Genomic DNA, 16,038 nt, shown 5'->3' with positions numbered 1-16,038 from the left:
AGCATTTCGCCCCCTTCAAATCTTTATCAGCACAGGGTAATATCTTATAAGGTGATAGAGCCCTATTACAAAAAACAAGAGATACTCTCCGCCAGATTTCGCTCTATAGGCAAAGATGAACCCTCCAATAGGAATTATTATTGCAGGTAAAAGAGAAATAATCTGGACGAGAAAGGCGCCTATCGAGTCTCGGGCAATCCCTATAAATCTTAAAAAGTAGCGTGTCAAAATTACCATCATAGCACTTCCAATTAGCAAAGTGATCCTTAAAAAGGCGATGTGAACATCCTCCTCTACGCTTTCTCTAAGGTATAAAATTGAGTAAATAAGAAAAGAGATTTGCAAGAGCAATGCAAATCCCGCCATGTATTTTAGGATTGCCCTTTTCATTCCACCCTTAAAAGGGAATTGGTATATGGTCCTGATTGCACTGTCTCGGGGTTGGAAGGATCGAGATACCAGCTGGTTCCATTCACCACGTATTTGTACTGATAAGTTCCGGGTTTCAAAGGTAAAATTATAGTCCAGATCCCATCGCCCGCCTTCTTGTCACCGTTAGTACCATCGTCATACATTCTTCCAATATTTGGATTGAAGGGGCCATCTTGAGTTCCGCACCAGCGGTTGAAGTCACCAGCAAGGTTCACATACATAGCCGATGGAGCATAAAACTGAAAAACCACCCCCTCGGGGGTTTTATGAGGAGCGGGCACCCTTGGCTTGATCTGACTCACTATCACACAACTACTTACAAGCAATATTAGTGCTAAAAGGCTATTTTTAACCATAGTTGAATACCCCTTTCCTTTGATAAAGAAGTCTCAGCCAGGTCAAGAAAAGTACCGAGGCCCCTGAAATTGTTCACCAGCAAGGAGTAATCAACACCTTGCTCAATCAAGTACTCCCTCCTCGCAAAATACTCGTCTTCCAGATTCCACGGCATATAGCCATAATTCAAGGAGAGCATAGCATTTTTACCGATAGGATAAGCGATTTCAGCGAAGTGATCAACATAAGTCTTTGAAAGACCAAGGAAAGAACTCTTCACGGTATAGGTTCTCAACTCATAAGTCAAAATAGGCTTCCAAACTTTCAAATCCACATGGAAAAGGTTTTCAAGGGTATAAGGCTTCTGGTTCAAAGCATAGGCATTCCACTTCAAATCGTACTTAAATCCGATGGCCTTAAACCTATACTTCACGTATGGATTGAAAGTAAGATAATGGGAGTAAGAAATAAGCGGAAATTCGCCATACTCAAGCCTCTGGTTTTCTAAGTCCTCGAAAAGATACTTCCAGTTCATGAAAGAGTCGGCTTTCAAAATGGTATATTTAAAATTAATCCCAAAGTACCCATTGTAAGAGTTGCTATAGCCAAAGCGCCAGTACTTGAAAAACTGGCTTCCTCCCTTTACAAACAAATTGTCATAATAATGCTTTTCATAATTGACCCAGGCCGAATTTATCCACTTACCTGTAAATCCCTTAATCGAGAAAATACCTTTAATGATTTTTGACTTTGGCCAGCTCAGATGAACCGGATATGGCGTATCACCAATGTATTTTTCACCTGCTTCAAGAATCCTGTTTCCGAGTAAACCTCCAGCAGTGAGGACACACCTTTTCGCATCGAAACCCAGATAACCTCCATATAGATTTTCATTTTCATAGGTATTGAAATAGAGAAGGGTGTCATATGATTTCATACTATCGGGAGAAGGAACCCTGTAAAGTTTTTCAAGCCCCCTTTGTCCACGATAAACCATTCCAAGGCTGAAGTTACCCAGTCTTTTACCCATATTGGCATAGAAAAGGTCCCTATCTTGAAGGATATTGTTCGAGTAAGCAAGATGCAAATCGTCAAAAATGAGAAATTTGCTTAAGTTTAGCATCACGCCCTGCTCACCATCACCAAAGTCACGCCTAAACTCCCCTACTTCTCTGAGCAAAGAAAAAGGATCAGGACCAGCAATCTTGTCGGCATTATAGAAGGCATTGAAGTTAAAGGCTCCACCCTTCAAACTGAAAAATCCCCTTTCAAACTTTACAGGAATTAATTGAGTCTGTTGTTCTCTGTCAGTCTTCGTATTGTAACGGATCCTAATCCATAGATCTGCCTTATCCTCGAGGTTCGCATCCATATCAACCTTTACATCCTGCATGTAATCGAAAACCCTGTACCCTAACTTACCTCCATCAACCGTATCCCTGTCCGCCTTTAAGTACCCGCGGGCATCAATATTAAAGTTCACAATGGAGCTAACAGGGGTATTGGTTGCCATTTCAGGCGGTAGAATGGCGTAATTCTCTCCAACACGCACGAGGGAATTGCCATAAACACCTACAGTTACGGGGTTGTCAGGATCAGCAGTCCACTGTCCATCAACGACAAACTTATACTCATACTTGCCTGGTGCCAGTTTAACAACGATCCAGAAGGTACCGTCACTCTCTCGCCTCATAGGATGGGAAGTGGTAGACCAGTTATTGAAGTCGCCAGCTAAGTATACAGTTTTCGCCTGGGGGTTATAATACTCAAATTTGACCCCCTGAGGCGTTGAACTAACCCCTTGAAAAATGAGGGCAAGGATTAAAAGGTTTTGCATATCAATACTCCTTTTTCAGAACCAATATTTTACAAGTAACTTTGCCTTATCCTCTGTCCTGAGGTAAGGATTGTTGGAAAAATCCCAGTCGTTTACAAGGTCCCCGTCCGTGTGTCCAGGTTCCCCATATTCTAAGAATATTTCAGTGTTTTTAATGCCTCTGTAGCCCAATTGCAGGAAAAGGCTTTCCCAGGAACGACCAACTCCCATACCAACTGCAGCCCTGCTGTAAAAGAAGAGATTTTGAGTGAGATTTACCCTCAACTCAGCCCCTATCAAGTGCCTTTCCCCAATGGAATAGTAAACAGACTGGCCATTTCTATTAATGCCAAGGTCCATAATCTTATATTGAAGCCGCAGTTTCATCAGATTATTTTCGCCGCCGATTTCAAAGAAGAGGTGATTCCAGGTCTGGGCAGTATCCTTCAAGGATTCAACATAAAACTTAGAAGAGACCCCTCCGTAATATTCGATGTAAATCTCACCGTAGTTCCACCATTTATTGTACCTGTGGGGTAATAAGAATCCCGGGTATGTTTCATCAAATCTCGATTCCCAATAACGGGTCTTGTAGATCAGGTTAACCGCTTTGTAAGGGACGAGATAGACAAACTCGCCATAGACGCCACGCCTATCAAACTCCCTATCAAAATTAAGATTGAACTTATTAGAGAACTCGTCAATGAAATCGATACCGTAATTGAAGAAACTCCAGGCAATGGATAGATTTCTCAATCTTATTCTTCTAAACTCCAGTTCAAAGGCGTAATCATCACTTTTACGCGGGGTCAGTTGAGAAGGATGAATACTTCTTGCCACCTCGAACCTTAAGTTAAGAGGTCCTTTTATGTGAGTCTTTCCATTTATTGAATAGACACTGTTAAAGGAATTTCCTGGTCCTCTCCAATCCTTTTTTAAGTAGATACTTCCGATCTCGAATCGATCACCGAACTTCTTGGTCAAAGAAGCAAGGTAGGCCTCTCCATCCCAGGTCCTGAATTTTGATGCAATTCCCGTGGCGTAAAACCCCTTCCACTCCCACAAATCCATTCTCACACCTTCAGCCTTCGGACCCCAGGCATCATCCTTTACCCTGTCCGTATTCACTAAAAATAGAAGGGGACTGGATATCCAGAATCTATCCTCCCTTGAGAAAATGGTAGTCTCAGTATTGGAAGTCCTGTAGGAAAGGTGGCCCTGATTCATAAAAAACCGCATCCCATTAGAATTTGAAAGAGCCGAGAGGGAGAAAAAACCATTTAAACCGGGGGAAGGACTAACCGTGAATTTCATTTCAAAATAGTTCTTGGGATTCCACATATCCCAATTCACTGGAAGCCTTGACTTTTGCGCAAGATACTCCCCCTCGAAATACCCATTCAACACTATTGGAGATGAAACAAGCAAAAGTAACGTAACCATAGTGAAAAAAGATTAAAGCAAAACTGCAATAATGTCAAAGTTTAAAGACAAAGAATTAAGTTTCTAAACTAAATCTGGGGGAATCGGATGGGGAACTTGATGCCCTCTTCCTGGAATTTCGTGATAATCTCTTTTAAGAAGACATGCTTCAAAAGAAACTGATCCCTTGGATTAATAACCCTGAAAAAAACATTCACAACCAATCCCCACTCAGATAAACTACTGAAACGAACTATAGGCTCAAAGGTCTTCACAGCACCAGGGACCTCTTGAATTACTTCCTTACCAACTTCAACGCACAACCTTTCAACCTTATTAAGATCTGCCTCTACTGAAACCACAATAGGGACTCCCACAGACATCTCTGCATCCGGTAGGTAGTAATTCTTAAAAATTGACGTCGTCACGCGGGAATTGGGCACCACTATCATATTGTTAGAGAGGTCCCTGATTAAAGTATTACTCCAGGTTATATCTTCAACGTACCCCTCTTCTCCCGTTTCCAGCTTAACATAATCTCCTACCTTGAGCTTTCCACCTGCAATTATCTGAATCCCCGCAACCAAGTTTGTCAGTGTGCTTTGTAAGGCCAATGCTACAGCAACGCCTCCTATCCCAAGACCCGTAAGAATAGGAGCTATAGAAATCCCAAGAGTGTGTAAAAGAACAAGGCCACCAATAATATAAACTGTTATGCGAGCGAGGTTAGTAAGAAGACTAACCCCAGGTAGAGCAGTCTTAAGTTTCGAAATGGATATATCTACCAGTTTTCCCGATAGTCTGGCTAAAACTATAGTAAAGGAAATTATTGCAACTATGCAAAAGAATTGCCTAAAGCCTTTTACCGTAGAAGATTCAAGTTTGATCTGGCCTACAAGGATATCAGAGGCAATTAGAATAGCCCACAGGATCACCCAGTACCGTAGAGACCAAACGACTGCCTCTTCACCTTGCCTTTTCGATTTCTCAAAAACCCTGAGTAATTTCTTTAGAATTAACTGATCTATGAGAAGACCTGTTAAAGTACCAGCAGTCAGAAACAATGCAATTTTCAAGTAATTATGCATCGCAGTTCCCAGATTTTGTCCAATAATATAATGCCAAACAAAGGAAATTCAGAACTGAAGGAACATCAGTGCCAGAATTTACCTTTGAACATCCGCCGCAGCTTAATTAAAATTTTCCCAAAACAGGAGGCATCCAATGGAATGCAAAAAGGACTACAATTTAAAAAATCGTTGCACCTGTTCTTATCCTACCTGCCCGAGGAAGGGTATCTGTTGTGATTGCATAGCTTACCACAGGGCCCATGGAGAGCTTCCTGCTTGCTACTTCCCACCTGAGGCCGAAAGGACCTACGATAGGTCCATCGAGTACTTTATTGAAATCTACAACAAAAAGAAGGGCTAATTAAGCCTTAACTCTACTTTAGTAGCTTTTCAATCTTCTTGCTGAGAATTTCATCCATTTGGGGGAGAGACCCTACAATTCGAGAAGAAATAAACCCGTCTTTGTCTATTATCACGTGGGTAGGAACCGCAGTTACATTGTACTTCTGGTAAACACTATCCACGTCAAAGGCGACTTTATATTTAAACTCGTTACTACTCAGGAAGTTCGCCACTCTTTCTCTTAGGTCGTTGGTGATTGCTACAAAAACCACATCGGTATTATCTTTATATTTTTCAACTAATTTATTAAGTTCTGGAATCTCTCTCCTGCAAGGCCCACACCAGGTCGCCCAAAAGTTTAATACCACTACTTTACCCTTAAGGTTTTTCAAGCTCAATTTTTTGCCATCAATAGTTTCAACAATAAAGTCCGGCGCAGAGATCCGATTTTCATCAATGGTCTTCATCATATTTGAAATAAGAACCCGAGCGGAATCTTCGCCTATTTTAATAGATTTAAGTCTTTCCTCAAGACTTTTAACAATACGATCCTCTTCCGCACCCGTAATTATGGCATAGGCGTAATGCTTAATAGCCTTTTCAAGGTCTCGAGTAGCAAGGAGTAAGTCGCCCAGCTCTTCGTGATCACCATAGTCAGCATAGAGGTCACCCCCCTGAGCCTCTATGGCCTTTTCAAGCACCGCAATAGCCCTTGCTGTATCACCAATGTTTGTAAAGTACCGAGATTCAACCCTGTAAAGGTCAGTGAGATTTCTTCTTACAGCTTTATCCCTCGATTCGGTGTCATAAAAGGGGTAAGTGTAAGAATAAGCAATGGGATTAAAGCACTTTTCTGCAGTAGCAAGAAGACTGTCAATAGTCCTATAATTTATTGTTCCCATTTCCATTCTCAATGAGGCTTCAACCACGTATGGCGATGGATCCATCGGAAAAATTTGCTGTAACTTCCTCAAGTATTCTATCGCCTTTACTGTATCCCCTTGTACAATGTAGGCATAATAGAGGGAATAGTAGTAATTCCTCAAAATATTCTTAATTCTCGAGGATGGCTCCTTAATATAGTCTGCATACTTATTTAACCCTATCTCGAGCCATTTCGCACCTTCTTTGGGGTTTAAATTCCTTGCATACTGATATAAATAGCTCATCGCTACGTCGAGAGCGCCGGGAATGAAAGGATTTTCCGAAAGATACTTGAAGTAATCGTAAGTCTTAGCAGAGGAGAAGAAATAGGCAACGTTAAAAGCGGCTACTTGTGCCATTAAATCTCCTGTGTTGAAAAGGGAATCCGTAACATTTTCGAGCTCCGATAGATATTTTGCCTTGCTCCGTTCGTCCTTGAGCTTAAAGTACTGCAATATTTTTAGCCTTGCAAAACACATTGGACAAGAAGGATAATACTTTAAACCCTTCTTGTAAACTCTTTCGGCCCTTCTTATGATTTTCTTTTGCTCCTCAGGCTTCAATTCAACCAGATATGGAATAGCTTTCTCAGTATGCATGCCTTTATAGTAATAAGCGAGGGGCATCGGCTTCTTACCGTAATAAAACATCAGGCCCTCGCCATCGGGGAAATATACTACATTGCTGTCTACAACCCTCCATATCACATAAGAAGTTAAAGTATCAGGTGTTATAACGAAAGAAATGGCTTTTTGCTCTACCTTAGCGGGTATCACATCAAAGTCAAAGTCGAGATTTTCTTTGAGATAGACCACCTCCACCAGCGGCGACTTAAACTCTCCTCTTACAGTAACTTCAACCTTTTCTCCCATTTGGGGCTTCGTAGGCTTCACTTCATAGGACCTGCATGAAACAAAAAGTAAGAGCAACGACACCATCATAATGGATACACTCCTTTTGTTCTTCATTTTTTAACCCTCCCTCGTGCTAAAAAACCTTATTAACTCATTATCTAAGCCATTTTTTAAGCCCTCTGGCTTCAATTCCTTTACAATCCTACCTTCATGCAAAAGGAGTATTCTATCTGAAAGGGTTGAAGCCACCTCAAGATCGTGGGTCACAATTATGGAGGTGGCTTTTCTCTCTTCGTTTAACTTTTTTATAATATTTACAATCGATCTTCCTGTAGCAAGGTCCAAGCCAGCGGTTGGTTCATCATAGATAACCAGCTTAGGCTCTGTTACAAGGGCCCTTGCAATGGCAGCTCGTTTCTTCATGCCGCCAGAAAGTTCAGAAGGCATCAAATTTTCAGCTCCTTGCATCTCCACAAGTCGAAGAATTTCGAGGACCTTTTCCCTTAACTCCTCGGCTGGAATCTCCCTTTTTAAAAAAGGATAGGCTACATTTTCAAAGACCGTTAAAGAGTCAAACAGAGCAGAATTTTGAAAGACAAATCCTACATTTTCACGGAGTTTAAATAACTCCTCCCTCTTTATTTTAAAGATGTTCTTACCAAACAAATAAACGGTACCTTTGTCAGGCCTCAAAAGTCCGACTATTATTCTGAGCAAAACGGTTTTGCCTGCTCCACTTCTACCAAGAATGCAGACTGTCTCACCCTCATTCACGCTAAAGCTTACCGAGTTTAGAACTTTCTTGTTCATAAATGTTTTGACCACATTCTCGACCCTCACAACCTCAGCCATAAATCAAACTCCCAAGGATATAATCGAAAAACAGAACAAAAACAGAGGAGTAGATCACTGCCCTCATAGTCGCAAGGCCAACTCCCCTTGCACCCTCTCGGCTGGTAATCCCCATGTAGCAGCTGACCGTTGTAATTATAAAACCAAAAACAACCCCCTTTAATAGACCCCCGAGAAAGTCCTTAAGGTAAAAATAATCTTGAAAGGACCTCAAGAAAGTTGAATATTCGACATCGAGCATGACCTTTGAGACTATTGCAGAGCTCAATATCGCCATAAAATCGGCAAAAACCACAAGAAGGGGAGTAACTAAGGTACCTGCAACGACCTTCGGCAGAATTAAATACCTGTAGGGATCGATGCCCATAACTTCCATGGCATCAAGTTGGTCAGTAACATTCATCGTTGCAATTTCTGAAGCGATTGCGGCACCAGCCCTACCAGCGAGAATGAGCGCGGTCAATACAGGTCCAAGTTCAATGGTAACCATTTTACCTACCCCGGCACCAAGAAGGTCGAGGGGTAAAAGGTCCCTGATCTGATAAGCACTCTGAACACTGGTTACCATGCCTGTGAAAGATGCAGCGAGGGCAACGATGAAAAGAGAGCTAATCGCAAAAAACTCCAACTGTTTAAGAATTTCCTCTCTTTTTAAATAGGAAATGCCTAAAATCGAGTAATAAACCATCAAAAAATAGGAGCCTAAATTTCTTAAAATCTCTCTAAAAAAAGGAATTACCACTTGAATCGTTCCAGAAAATGGGTATCTACTTTACCTTGAACAAAATCCTCGTTTTCCAGCAATTTGAGGAAGAAAGGTATAGTAGTCTTTATCCCGTCAACAACTGTTTCTTCCAAGGCCCTCTTCATCCGGGAAATAGCAGAAAGCCTATCCCGGTCATGAACGATAATCTTCATTATCAATGAGTCGTAATAAGGGGGTATGGTATAACCCTGATAAATATGGGTATCGACCCTGACTCCCGGACCACCTGGCAAGTGTAAAAGTTCGATTTTACCAGGTGAAGGGGTGAAGCCCCGCTCCGGATCCTCAGCATTAACCCTAACCTCTATCGCATGCCCTGTAAAATTAATTTCTTCCTGTTTTAAGTTCAATTTCTCACCCATGGCTATTAAAATTTGAAGCTTTACAATATCAATTCCGGTTACCCATTCCGTGACTGGATGCTCCACCTGAATTCGAGTATTCATCTCCATAAAATAGAAATTACCATCCTGGTCAAGCAAAAATTCGAGGGTTCCAGCTGAATAATAACCGATGGAAAGGGCACCCTTAACAGCATATTCACCGATTTTCTTCCTCATCTCCGGCGTTACAGCAGGAGAAGGAGATTCTTCCAGCAATTTCTGATGCCTCCGTTGAATGGAGCATTCCCTTTCACCTAAATGAACCATATTCCCATAGCGATCACCAATTACTTGAACCTCAACATGCCTTGGCCTTTCGATATATTTTTCAATGTAAACCCTTGGGTCTCCAAAGGCAGCCTCCGCCTCCTTTTGAGCCATGTTAAAAGCCCTTTCGAGGGCATCCATATCCCTAACTACTCTCATCCCTTTTCCACCACCGCCCGCTGCAGCCTTGATAATCACAGGTAAACCTATCTCTTTGACTATTTTTATAGCCTCATCGAGGGAGGAAACAGGGGATTCAGTACCTGGAAGTATCGGGACACCAACTTTTTTCATACTCCTCTTTGCCTCAATTTTATCGCCCATAAGCCTGATGCTCGATGAAGAAGGCCCGATAAAAACAAAACCGCTCGCCTCTACAAGTTCCGCAAAGTCCGGATTTTCTGATAAAAATCCATAACCAGGATGGATGGCGTCAACTCCAGCGATCTCCGCAGCGCTAAGAATTCGAGAAAAATTGAGGTAACTCTCTTTGGAAGGAGCAGGACCTATGCAAATAGCATAATCAGCCATTTCCACATGCAGGGAATCCTTGTCTGCTTCGGAATAAACTGCAACAGATTCAATTCCCAGTTCCTTAAGTGCCCTTATTACCCTAACGGCAATCTCTCCCCTATTGGCAACAAGAACTCTCTTAAACATGTTGTTATTTTAAAGTTTTAATGGAAAACCAACAACATCAAGATTTTCTTTGATTTTGGAAATCTCTGCAAATCCAAACCAGGTATGGTTTTTAACCCCCTTTATTTCTATACCAAAATCTATTCCCTTTGCATCGTATTGGGTCCAACCCTCTCCCTTCTCATAAAATGCGAGGATCCTCTTCCCTATTAGCCCCCTCTGCACCTTTCCCATTACCTCATTAGCTACTTGGTAAGCAATTTCATAGCGTTCCTCTTTAATCTCTGGCTCAAGGTCTTTAAGCCTGTATGATGTAGCAGAAGGCTCATGAGAATACTTAAAAATTGCGATTCTTTCAGGCTTTTCCTTTTCCAAAAAGTCAAGCAATAATTCGAAGTCTTCATCCTTTTCTTCGGGATAACCCACCATAATATCGGTTCTAATAAAAAATCCGGGTAGATATTTTCTCACCAGTTCAATGGCTCGCTTTACCGCTCTCTCTCCGCCAGCTCTTTTCATAGATTTCAGAACTTTATCTGACACGTGTTGAATTGGGATGTGGAGATAGGAAAGAATCCCTGGAATGTCTTTTATGATTCCTATGAGCCTTTCATTAATGCCATGGGGATGCAGATACATGAGCCGGTAATAGGGACCTTCTGGAAGTCTCTTAAGAAGGGAACCAAGGTCAAGGCCGATATCTACTCCGTAAAGAGTCAAATCCTGAGCAATCAAAACAAATTCCTTTACCCCTTTGTCCATTAAAAGCCTTATCTCCCTTACAATATCATCAATGGGACGAGAGCGCAAGGGACCCCTTAATTTAGAGATTACACAGTAACTGCACCTTCGAGTGCAACCTTCCTGCACCTTTACATAATGAGATAAAGAAACCCTTGAAAAATCCTGGTTTTCGAAACTCGGTAAAAGTGTTTGTCTCGAAATATCCTTTATTTTCCCTTCTCCGGCGAGATTGTCTATTCTTACAAGTTCTAAATTTCCTCCTTTCAAAAAGCCAGTTCCATATCTCTCAACAGCGCAACCTGTGACAAGAACTTTTTTCCTTCTTTTCTGCCAGTAGGAAATCCTCTCTTTGAGCTCCTCGATCGCTTCTTCCAAAAAGCCACAACTGTTAATGATGATTACATCAGCCTCCTCAGGTTCAACAGGATTTTTCCCCTCGAGTTTAAGTCTTCTCAGGATTATTCTCGAATCTACCTCATTTTTGGGGCATCCTAAGGTCTCAATATAAAAGGAGCTAAAATCCATCGTAAAGTCTTTCAGCAAGAAGGGGATTTAATCCGGCCTTGATAACTTCGGATACAGTTTCAAAAACATCATACTCTACTCTATAGTTTCGATAAATTCCCTCCTCCATATCGAGGATGCCAAAACTGGCTTCAGGGTTTCCATCCCTGGGTTGTCCAACACTACCAGGGTTTATTAAGTAACGCTTCCCTTCTTTGAACCTCACGTATTTTTCAACAGTAATGACTCTATCTTTCTCCTCGTCATACTCGTAAATGACAGGAATGTGGGTATGTCCAAAAAATATCACCCTCTTTGAAGTTAGCCGGAGCTCACGCGCTGCTTGAACGCTGGAGTAAATGTATTCAAAGGCTTCAGGGTCTGAAGGGGTACCGTGCACAAACATAAAACCGTCCATCTCCGCAGTAAAAGGAAGGGATTTCAGAAACTCCAGGGTATTCTTTGAAATTATGCTGATATTGTAAAATAACGCCTCCCTCGCCAAATCGTTAAAGTAAAGGGTAATGGTTTGGGGATGCAAAAGCCCATGATCATGGTTTCCAATGACCGCTATGGCAAGATCTCCTCTCAATAGCTCCACCACCTCATTTGGGCTGGTATAGTATCCTACGAAGTCCCCGAGACAAATTATCTTGTCATAACCCACTCTTTTTGCCCTGGCAAGTACCGCTTTAAGGGCAGGCAAGTTCGAATGGATATCAGAAACCACTAAATATCTCATTGGGCCAATCCTAAGGTTTTAGCAATAGAATCCATTACTGCATTAACTAAAAGAGGCGCTCGATTTGAGGAGAATTTCTTTGCAAGGTTCACCGCTTCAGAAATAGTAACTTTGTAAGTTACATCGCCAATTCCAAGAAGTTCACATACACCCAGTTCGAGAATCGCCAGGTCAAGGTGGTTCATTCTCTCGATTTCCCATCTTTCTAAATGTTGACCTATAAGTTCCAGTGCTTTGTCTTTATGCTCTTCGTAGGCGTCAATAAGCTTTTTATAAAACCTCTTCGCCTCCTCATCCACTTTTGAAATTTGCAAATCTTCCTCATCGAGAAGGGACAACACTTCCTTTTCACAATCCTTTGCCTTTAACCTTTCCTTAACCTTGGAACAATAAACAACCATTAGGGCCAGTTCTCTTGCTACCCTTCGGGACTCAGCTATCCCCATGTCCAAGAAATTCTTTAATAGCCCTTATCAGTTTTTCATTTTGTTCCTGTGTCCCCACCGTTATTCTCAGAGAGGTAGGCAAACCGTAATTTTTCACAGGCCTCACTATAATTCCCTTCCTTAAAAGGTAATTGTAAGGGATGTCAGAGTCCATCCCGAAATCCACCAGTATGAAATTACAGGCAGATTCGTAATATCTTAAATTAAGGGCTTTAAACTCCCTGTAAAGGTATTCAAGACCCTTCCTGTTAACCTCTAAGGATTTTTCTACATGCTCCTTATCATCAAGAGCATAATAAGCTGCTACTTGAGAAAGGCTATTTACATTAAAAGGCAAGCGAGTTCTCCTTAATGCATCAATGATCTCCTTCTTCGCAAAGGCATAACCCACCCTGAGCCCTGCAAGCCCGTAGATCTTTGAAAAAGTCCTCAAAACAATAACATTCTTCCTATCCTTAACATACTCAATAGTCTCCTTGAACTTATCTCCCCTTATGTACTCATAGTAAGCCTCGTCCCAGACCACAATCACATCCTCCGGTACCCGCCTCATGAAATCTTCAACCTCACTCTTCTCACAAAAGGTACCTGTTGGATTGTTTGGGTTTGCGATAAAAATCACCTTAGTATCCTCTTTTATTGCCCTTAGAATCGCCTCAAGGTCGATCTTTCCATCCGACATGGGAGTTTCAATCACGTTGGCACCTATGAGTTCCCCCACTATTTTGTACATTATAAAGGACTTTTCTGATGTGATAATGCTCTCCCCTGGGTTTACAAAGGCAAGGCCTATCATCAGCATTATCTCCACAGAACCATTCCCAAGAATAACTTCATCAATTGTTAAGCCATTTATTCCGGAAAGCTTCTTAACCAGATTGTAAGCTGCATCATCGGGGTAAAGGTTAAGTTCACTGAGCTTTTTAGAGATGGCTTCCACAGCTTTCGGGGAAGGCCCAAGGGGATTCTCATTAGAAGCCAGTTTAATTATCTCGCCTGTAATTCCAAGTTCCCTTGCAAGCTCCTCAATCGGCTTGCCAGGGACATAAGGCTTAACACTTCTCAATTTCCATCGGGCAAGGTTATGCATTTCCCCTCCAAAGGTTTACTAATTAAAACTCTTTTTCCATTTTTCACTGCAATGACAATTTTTGAATCGGGTCTTGAGAATAAAAGCCTAACCCGATTCCTTGAAACAATGCTAATGGGAAAATCTTCCGAATATATTTCAGCTTTGGAAAGCAATTCCGCATCGACGTCATACTCTCGGTGGTAAATTCCCGAGAAGCCATGGTATTCAAGCAAACCTACAAATATTTTAAGTGCTATGAATTTAGAGGCGCTATCTTCCCCTTCAGTCTCTTTTTCAAAAACACCCCTTGAATTAATGGCAATTCGTGGACCAGACAGTTGAATTATGAAATAGTTACCGTAAGGCAAAACCGAGCCTTTAGGGTCATCCCTAAAGAGTTTAACCTTTGAGACATCCTCTGCAAGTTTTTTCGAATCCTCACTCCTTTCGTAGTAAAACACGTAAAAATCGTCCTTTACATGTAATTTTGAGTTGCTGATCTGGAGAGAAGCATCAACACCTTCTCTCACCGCCCTTTTTACTTTAACATAATCGTCGATCTCCTGCCAGGGATAGCTCCTTGTCAACACTGGGATACCACCTGCATGTTTTATAAGTAAAGCAAGATTTTCTGCAATTTTCCAGCTTCTTTTCAGAGAATAAGGTTCTAAGAAATCCCTGTTATCAATGTCAACGAGAATCCTTTTATTCAAAAGGACACCATTGTAAAGGGGCTTCATGTAAATTTTGTCAACGGTCTCTGAAGATAGTTCCGTCTCCAGGTCGTAATATCCATCCTTTTTAAAAACAACCTTCTCCTTTTCCTCTTCCTTGCTCCTCTCCAGTTCAAAAATCCCAAACTTCTCACTAAAGGTTACAAAATCTTCACCCTCAATGAGAACACCTTTCAAAGGCTCCCTGGTAATCTCGTCATAAACAAAACCTGTGATATTGGTCTTTCTCTTTGGCACATTTTCCACGGATAGCCTGCCATCCAGATTACCGATGGAAAAATTAAGCTTAATCTCGTCCTTAACACCTTTTAAAAGGATATAAAAAGAGCCAGTTTTGTCAGATATTTCCTTTTTCGCTTCCACAATCGTTTCCAGCTCACCAGGCCTATAAATTCCCCTCCTTACTGCTCTTACACTGGCCTCAATTTTTTCAACGCTTAAGCGAACACCTTCCGGAATGGGATTTAAATGCTTGTCATAAGCCCTAATTTTTAGGAGTTGATATCCCGCATACGGGAATATCGATGCAGTGAAATACTCGACCTTCGGTTCCAATTCAATAATTTCCATTACGTGAGGTAAACTTCTTCCTGATAAGGTTTCCCCTTTGATTTCTATTAAGTGTTTCCCGCCAAGGAGATACTCCCTGAGGAGGGCAACTTCCTTTCCCTTCACTGTAAAATATCGAAACTCCTCCTCATCTACCAGTACTTCGATTTTATCAACGGAAACTTCCTCGCTGAAAGTAAAAGTTATCGCTTCATCCCTCACCTCAAAGCCTGTATATCGGCAATAGCCAAGCTCACCAAACTTAACAAGCGAATCCGAAATTATCCCTGAAATTTCCTCCAGCCTCTTTTCTTCCACCAACCTCTGCTCTTCTTCAGGGTTTGTAATATAGGAGCATTCAATCAAAACCTTTACGGGTGTTTTTCCCCTCAACACCGTGTACCTCGATGGAATAGGTCCAATACACGGTATATCAAAGCGATTTCTGAACTCTTCACATATCGTTTCTCCGAGGTCCTTTGAAGGTCCACTTTCTTCAAAGGGGAAATAGATTTCCGTGCGATTCAAATTGGGATTTTTTAATGCATCGGCATTAAAATGAATGGAAACAAAAATGTCCGCATCTTTCGATTCCGCAAATTTTACCCTTTCTTCTAATGGGATATCAACATCTTCTTCCCGCGTTAGAAAAACTTGAAATTTAGACTCTAAACGGTCCTTTAAAAGTAAGGCTAATTTTAAATTCAGATCCTTTTCCAAAAGTCCAGATGGTCCGACCGCACCGGCGGATTGTCCACCGTGCCCAGGATCGATAACCACCCTTAGTTTATGAGAGCGCATGTGCTAATTTTAAATGATAAATTGCGAAAGTAAAAGCAAACATTGTCAAAACCCTTCTCGGCACCGTGCTCAAGGTACAGATGAGTAAACCCTTGAAAATCATTCTCCTGATCATAGGACTCCTTTTACTTATCACTGCCATCACAAGATACTGCGGACTTTACAAATTGTTTAACATTTCAACAATGTAAAAGGTCTGCCGTCCAGAGCAAATAAGCAGGGTAAATACTTAGATAGTCAAAATCACTTAAGTATACTCAAATTTTTTCCTTCGGCCGAAGAGAATCACCAAAAAACCTTGAAAGCGAAATATAGTAATTATGTGCGAGAAATTTACACCATT

At 41.5% G+C, this 16,038-nt stretch carries 16 protein-coding genes; 2 read left to right on the top strand and 14 right to left on the bottom strand.

The window, feature by feature from the left end:
* Positions 1-15 precede the first annotated feature (15 nt).
* The 5 genes from ABIM45_00505 to ABIM45_00485 form a co-directional block, all read right to left on the bottom strand.
* Positions 16-390, bottom strand: a complete 375-nt coding sequence (locus tag ABIM45_00505) for a hypothetical protein (GenBank protein ID MEO0238397.1) — start codon at positions 388-390, stop codon at positions 16-18.
* Positions 387-788, bottom strand: a complete 402-nt coding sequence (locus tag ABIM45_00500; GenBank protein MEO0238396.1) for a choice-of-anchor X domain-containing protein — start codon at positions 786-788, stop codon at positions 387-389. Before ABIM45_00500 ends, ABIM45_00505 begins: the two co-directional genes overlap by 4 nt.
* Entirely contained in the window at positions 767-2,605 is a 1,839-nt protein-coding gene (locus ABIM45_00495) for a glycogen-binding domain-containing protein (GenBank protein ID MEO0238395.1), read from the bottom strand. Before ABIM45_00495 ends, ABIM45_00500 begins: the two co-directional genes overlap by 22 nt.
* A gap of 15 nt (positions 2,606-2,620) precedes the next feature.
* The gene (locus ABIM45_00490; protein MEO0238394.1) at positions 2,621-4,027 is read right to left on the bottom strand and encodes a hypothetical protein; all 1,407 of its coding nucleotides are present in this window, start codon (positions 4,025-4,027) and stop codon (positions 2,621-2,623) included.
* Positions 4,028-4,095: 68 nt separating this feature from the next.
* Positions 4,096-5,094, bottom strand: coding sequence for a mechanosensitive ion channel family protein (locus tag ABIM45_00485; protein ID MEO0238393.1), 999 nt, complete (start codon positions 5,092-5,094; stop codon positions 4,096-4,098).
* A gap of 136 nt (positions 5,095-5,230) precedes the next feature.
* On the opposite strand from ABIM45_00485, the gene ABIM45_00480 reads away from it, so the two are divergent.
* Complete coding sequence (locus ABIM45_00480) at positions 5,231-5,437, top strand: DUF6485 family protein (protein MEO0238392.1); 207 nt, start codon at positions 5,231-5,233, stop codon at positions 5,435-5,437.
* Positions 5,438-5,450: 13 nt separating this feature from the next.
* Here ABIM45_00480 and ABIM45_00475 read toward each other — a convergent pair whose 3' ends face one another.
* The 9 genes from ABIM45_00475 to ABIM45_00435 are packed head-to-tail and all read right to left on the bottom strand — an operon-like array spanning position 5,451 to position 15,695.
* Positions 5,451-7,310 (bottom strand): redoxin domain-containing protein, encoded by a 1,860-nt coding sequence (locus tag ABIM45_00475; GenBank protein MEO0238391.1) that lies wholly within the window; start codon positions 7,308-7,310, stop codon positions 5,451-5,453.
* Positions 7,311-7,313: 3 nt separating this feature from the next.
* Positions 7,314-8,048: an ATP-binding cassette domain-containing protein gene (locus ABIM45_00470; GenBank protein MEO0238390.1), complete on the bottom strand. Its 735-nt coding sequence runs from the start codon at positions 8,046-8,048 to the stop codon at positions 7,314-7,316.
* The gene (locus ABIM45_00465) at positions 8,041-8,790 is read right to left on the bottom strand and encodes an ABC transporter permease (GenBank protein ID MEO0238389.1); all 750 of its coding nucleotides are present in this window, start codon (positions 8,788-8,790) and stop codon (positions 8,041-8,043) included. The genes ABIM45_00470 and ABIM45_00465 overlap by 8 nt, the downstream gene beginning before the upstream one ends.
* Positions 8,784-10,124 (bottom strand): acetyl-CoA carboxylase biotin carboxylase subunit, encoded by a 1,341-nt coding sequence (gene accC, locus ABIM45_00460; protein ID MEO0238388.1) that lies wholly within the window; start codon positions 10,122-10,124, stop codon positions 8,784-8,786. Before accC ends, ABIM45_00465 begins: the two co-directional genes overlap by 7 nt.
* Positions 10,125-10,133: 9 nt before the next feature.
* The gene (locus tag ABIM45_00455; protein ID MEO0238387.1) at positions 10,134-11,390 is read right to left on the bottom strand and encodes a MiaB/RimO family radical SAM methylthiotransferase; all 1,257 of its coding nucleotides are present in this window, start codon (positions 11,388-11,390) and stop codon (positions 10,134-10,136) included.
* Complete coding sequence (locus tag ABIM45_00450) at positions 11,362-12,093, bottom strand: metallophosphoesterase family protein (GenBank protein MEO0238386.1); 732 nt, start codon at positions 12,091-12,093, stop codon at positions 11,362-11,364. Before ABIM45_00450 ends, ABIM45_00455 begins: the two co-directional genes overlap by 29 nt.
* A complete protein-coding gene (nusB, locus tag ABIM45_00445) occupies positions 12,090-12,539 on the bottom strand; it encodes a transcription antitermination factor NusB (GenBank protein ID MEO0238385.1) in 450 nt (149 codons plus the stop codon). The genes ABIM45_00450 and nusB overlap by 4 nt, the downstream gene beginning before the upstream one ends.
* Positions 12,526-13,629, bottom strand: coding sequence for a histidinol-phosphate transaminase (hisC, locus tag ABIM45_00440; protein ID MEO0238384.1), 1,104 nt, complete (start codon positions 13,627-13,629; stop codon positions 12,526-12,528). The genes nusB and hisC overlap by 14 nt, the downstream gene beginning before the upstream one ends.
* On the bottom strand, positions 13,602-15,695 hold the full coding sequence (locus ABIM45_00435; protein ID MEO0238383.1) for an N-acetylmuramoyl-L-alanine amidase: 2,094 nt from the start codon (positions 15,693-15,695) through the stop codon (positions 13,602-13,604). Before ABIM45_00435 ends, hisC begins: the two co-directional genes overlap by 28 nt.
* 65 nt (positions 15,696-15,760) lie before the next feature.
* On the opposite strand from ABIM45_00435, the gene ABIM45_00430 reads away from it, so the two are divergent.
* A complete protein-coding gene (locus ABIM45_00430) occupies positions 15,761-15,886 on the top strand; it encodes a YgaP-like transmembrane domain (protein MEO0238382.1) in 126 nt (41 codons plus the stop codon).
* Positions 15,887-16,038: the final 152 nt, after the last annotated feature.

Source organism: candidate division WOR-3 bacterium, assembly GCA_039803545.1.
In the GTDB taxonomy this organism is placed as follows: domain Bacteria; phylum Hydrothermota; class Hydrothermia; order UBA1063; family UBA1063; genus UBA1063.
Note: the sequence above shows the minus strand (reverse complement) of the source record. Positions and strands in the feature narration are given on the sequence as shown.

Excerpts from the sequence above, each read along its gene's own strand:
- ABIM45_00480 (MEO0238392.1), top strand. The coding sequence starts at position 5,231 with ATGGAATGCAAAAAGGACTACAATTTAAAAAATCGTTGCACCTGTTCT.
- ABIM45_00450 (MEO0238386.1), bottom strand. The coding sequence starts at position 12,093 with ATGAGATATTTAGTGGTTTCTGATATCCATTCGAACTTGCCTGCCCTT.
- ABIM45_00475 (MEO0238391.1), bottom strand. The coding sequence starts at position 7,310 with ATGAAGAACAAAAGGAGTGTATCCATTATGATGGTGTCGTTGCTCTTA.
- ABIM45_00485 (MEO0238393.1), bottom strand. The coding sequence starts at position 5,094 with ATGCATAATTACTTGAAAATTGCATTGTTTCTGACTGCTGGTACTTTA.
- ABIM45_00435 (MEO0238383.1), bottom strand. The coding sequence starts at position 15,695 with ATGCGCTCTCATAAACTAAGGGTGGTTATCGATCCTGGGCACGGTGGA.
- ABIM45_00490 (MEO0238394.1), bottom strand. The coding sequence starts at position 4,027 with ATGGTTACGTTACTTTTGCTTGTTTCATCTCCAATAGTGTTGAATGGG.
- ABIM45_00505 (MEO0238397.1), bottom strand. The coding sequence starts at position 390 with ATGAAAAGGGCAATCCTAAAATACATGGCGGGATTTGCATTGCTCTTG.
- ABIM45_00500 (MEO0238396.1), bottom strand. The coding sequence starts at position 788 with ATGGTTAAAAATAGCCTTTTAGCACTAATATTGCTTGTAAGTAGTTGT.
- hisC (MEO0238384.1), bottom strand. The coding sequence starts at position 13,629 with ATGCATAACCTTGCCCGATGGAAATTGAGAAGTGTTAAGCCTTATGTC.
- ABIM45_00495 (MEO0238395.1), bottom strand. The coding sequence starts at position 2,605 with ATGCAAAACCTTTTAATCCTTGCCCTCATTTTTCAAGGGGTTAGTTCA.
- nusB (MEO0238385.1), bottom strand. The coding sequence starts at position 12,539 with ATGGGGATAGCTGAGTCCCGAAGGGTAGCAAGAGAACTGGCCCTAATG.
- accC (MEO0238388.1), bottom strand. The coding sequence starts at position 10,124 with ATGTTTAAGAGAGTTCTTGTTGCCAATAGGGGAGAGATTGCCGTTAGG.
- ABIM45_00470 (MEO0238390.1), bottom strand. The coding sequence starts at position 8,048 with ATGGCTGAGGTTGTGAGGGTCGAGAATGTGGTCAAAACATTTATGAAC.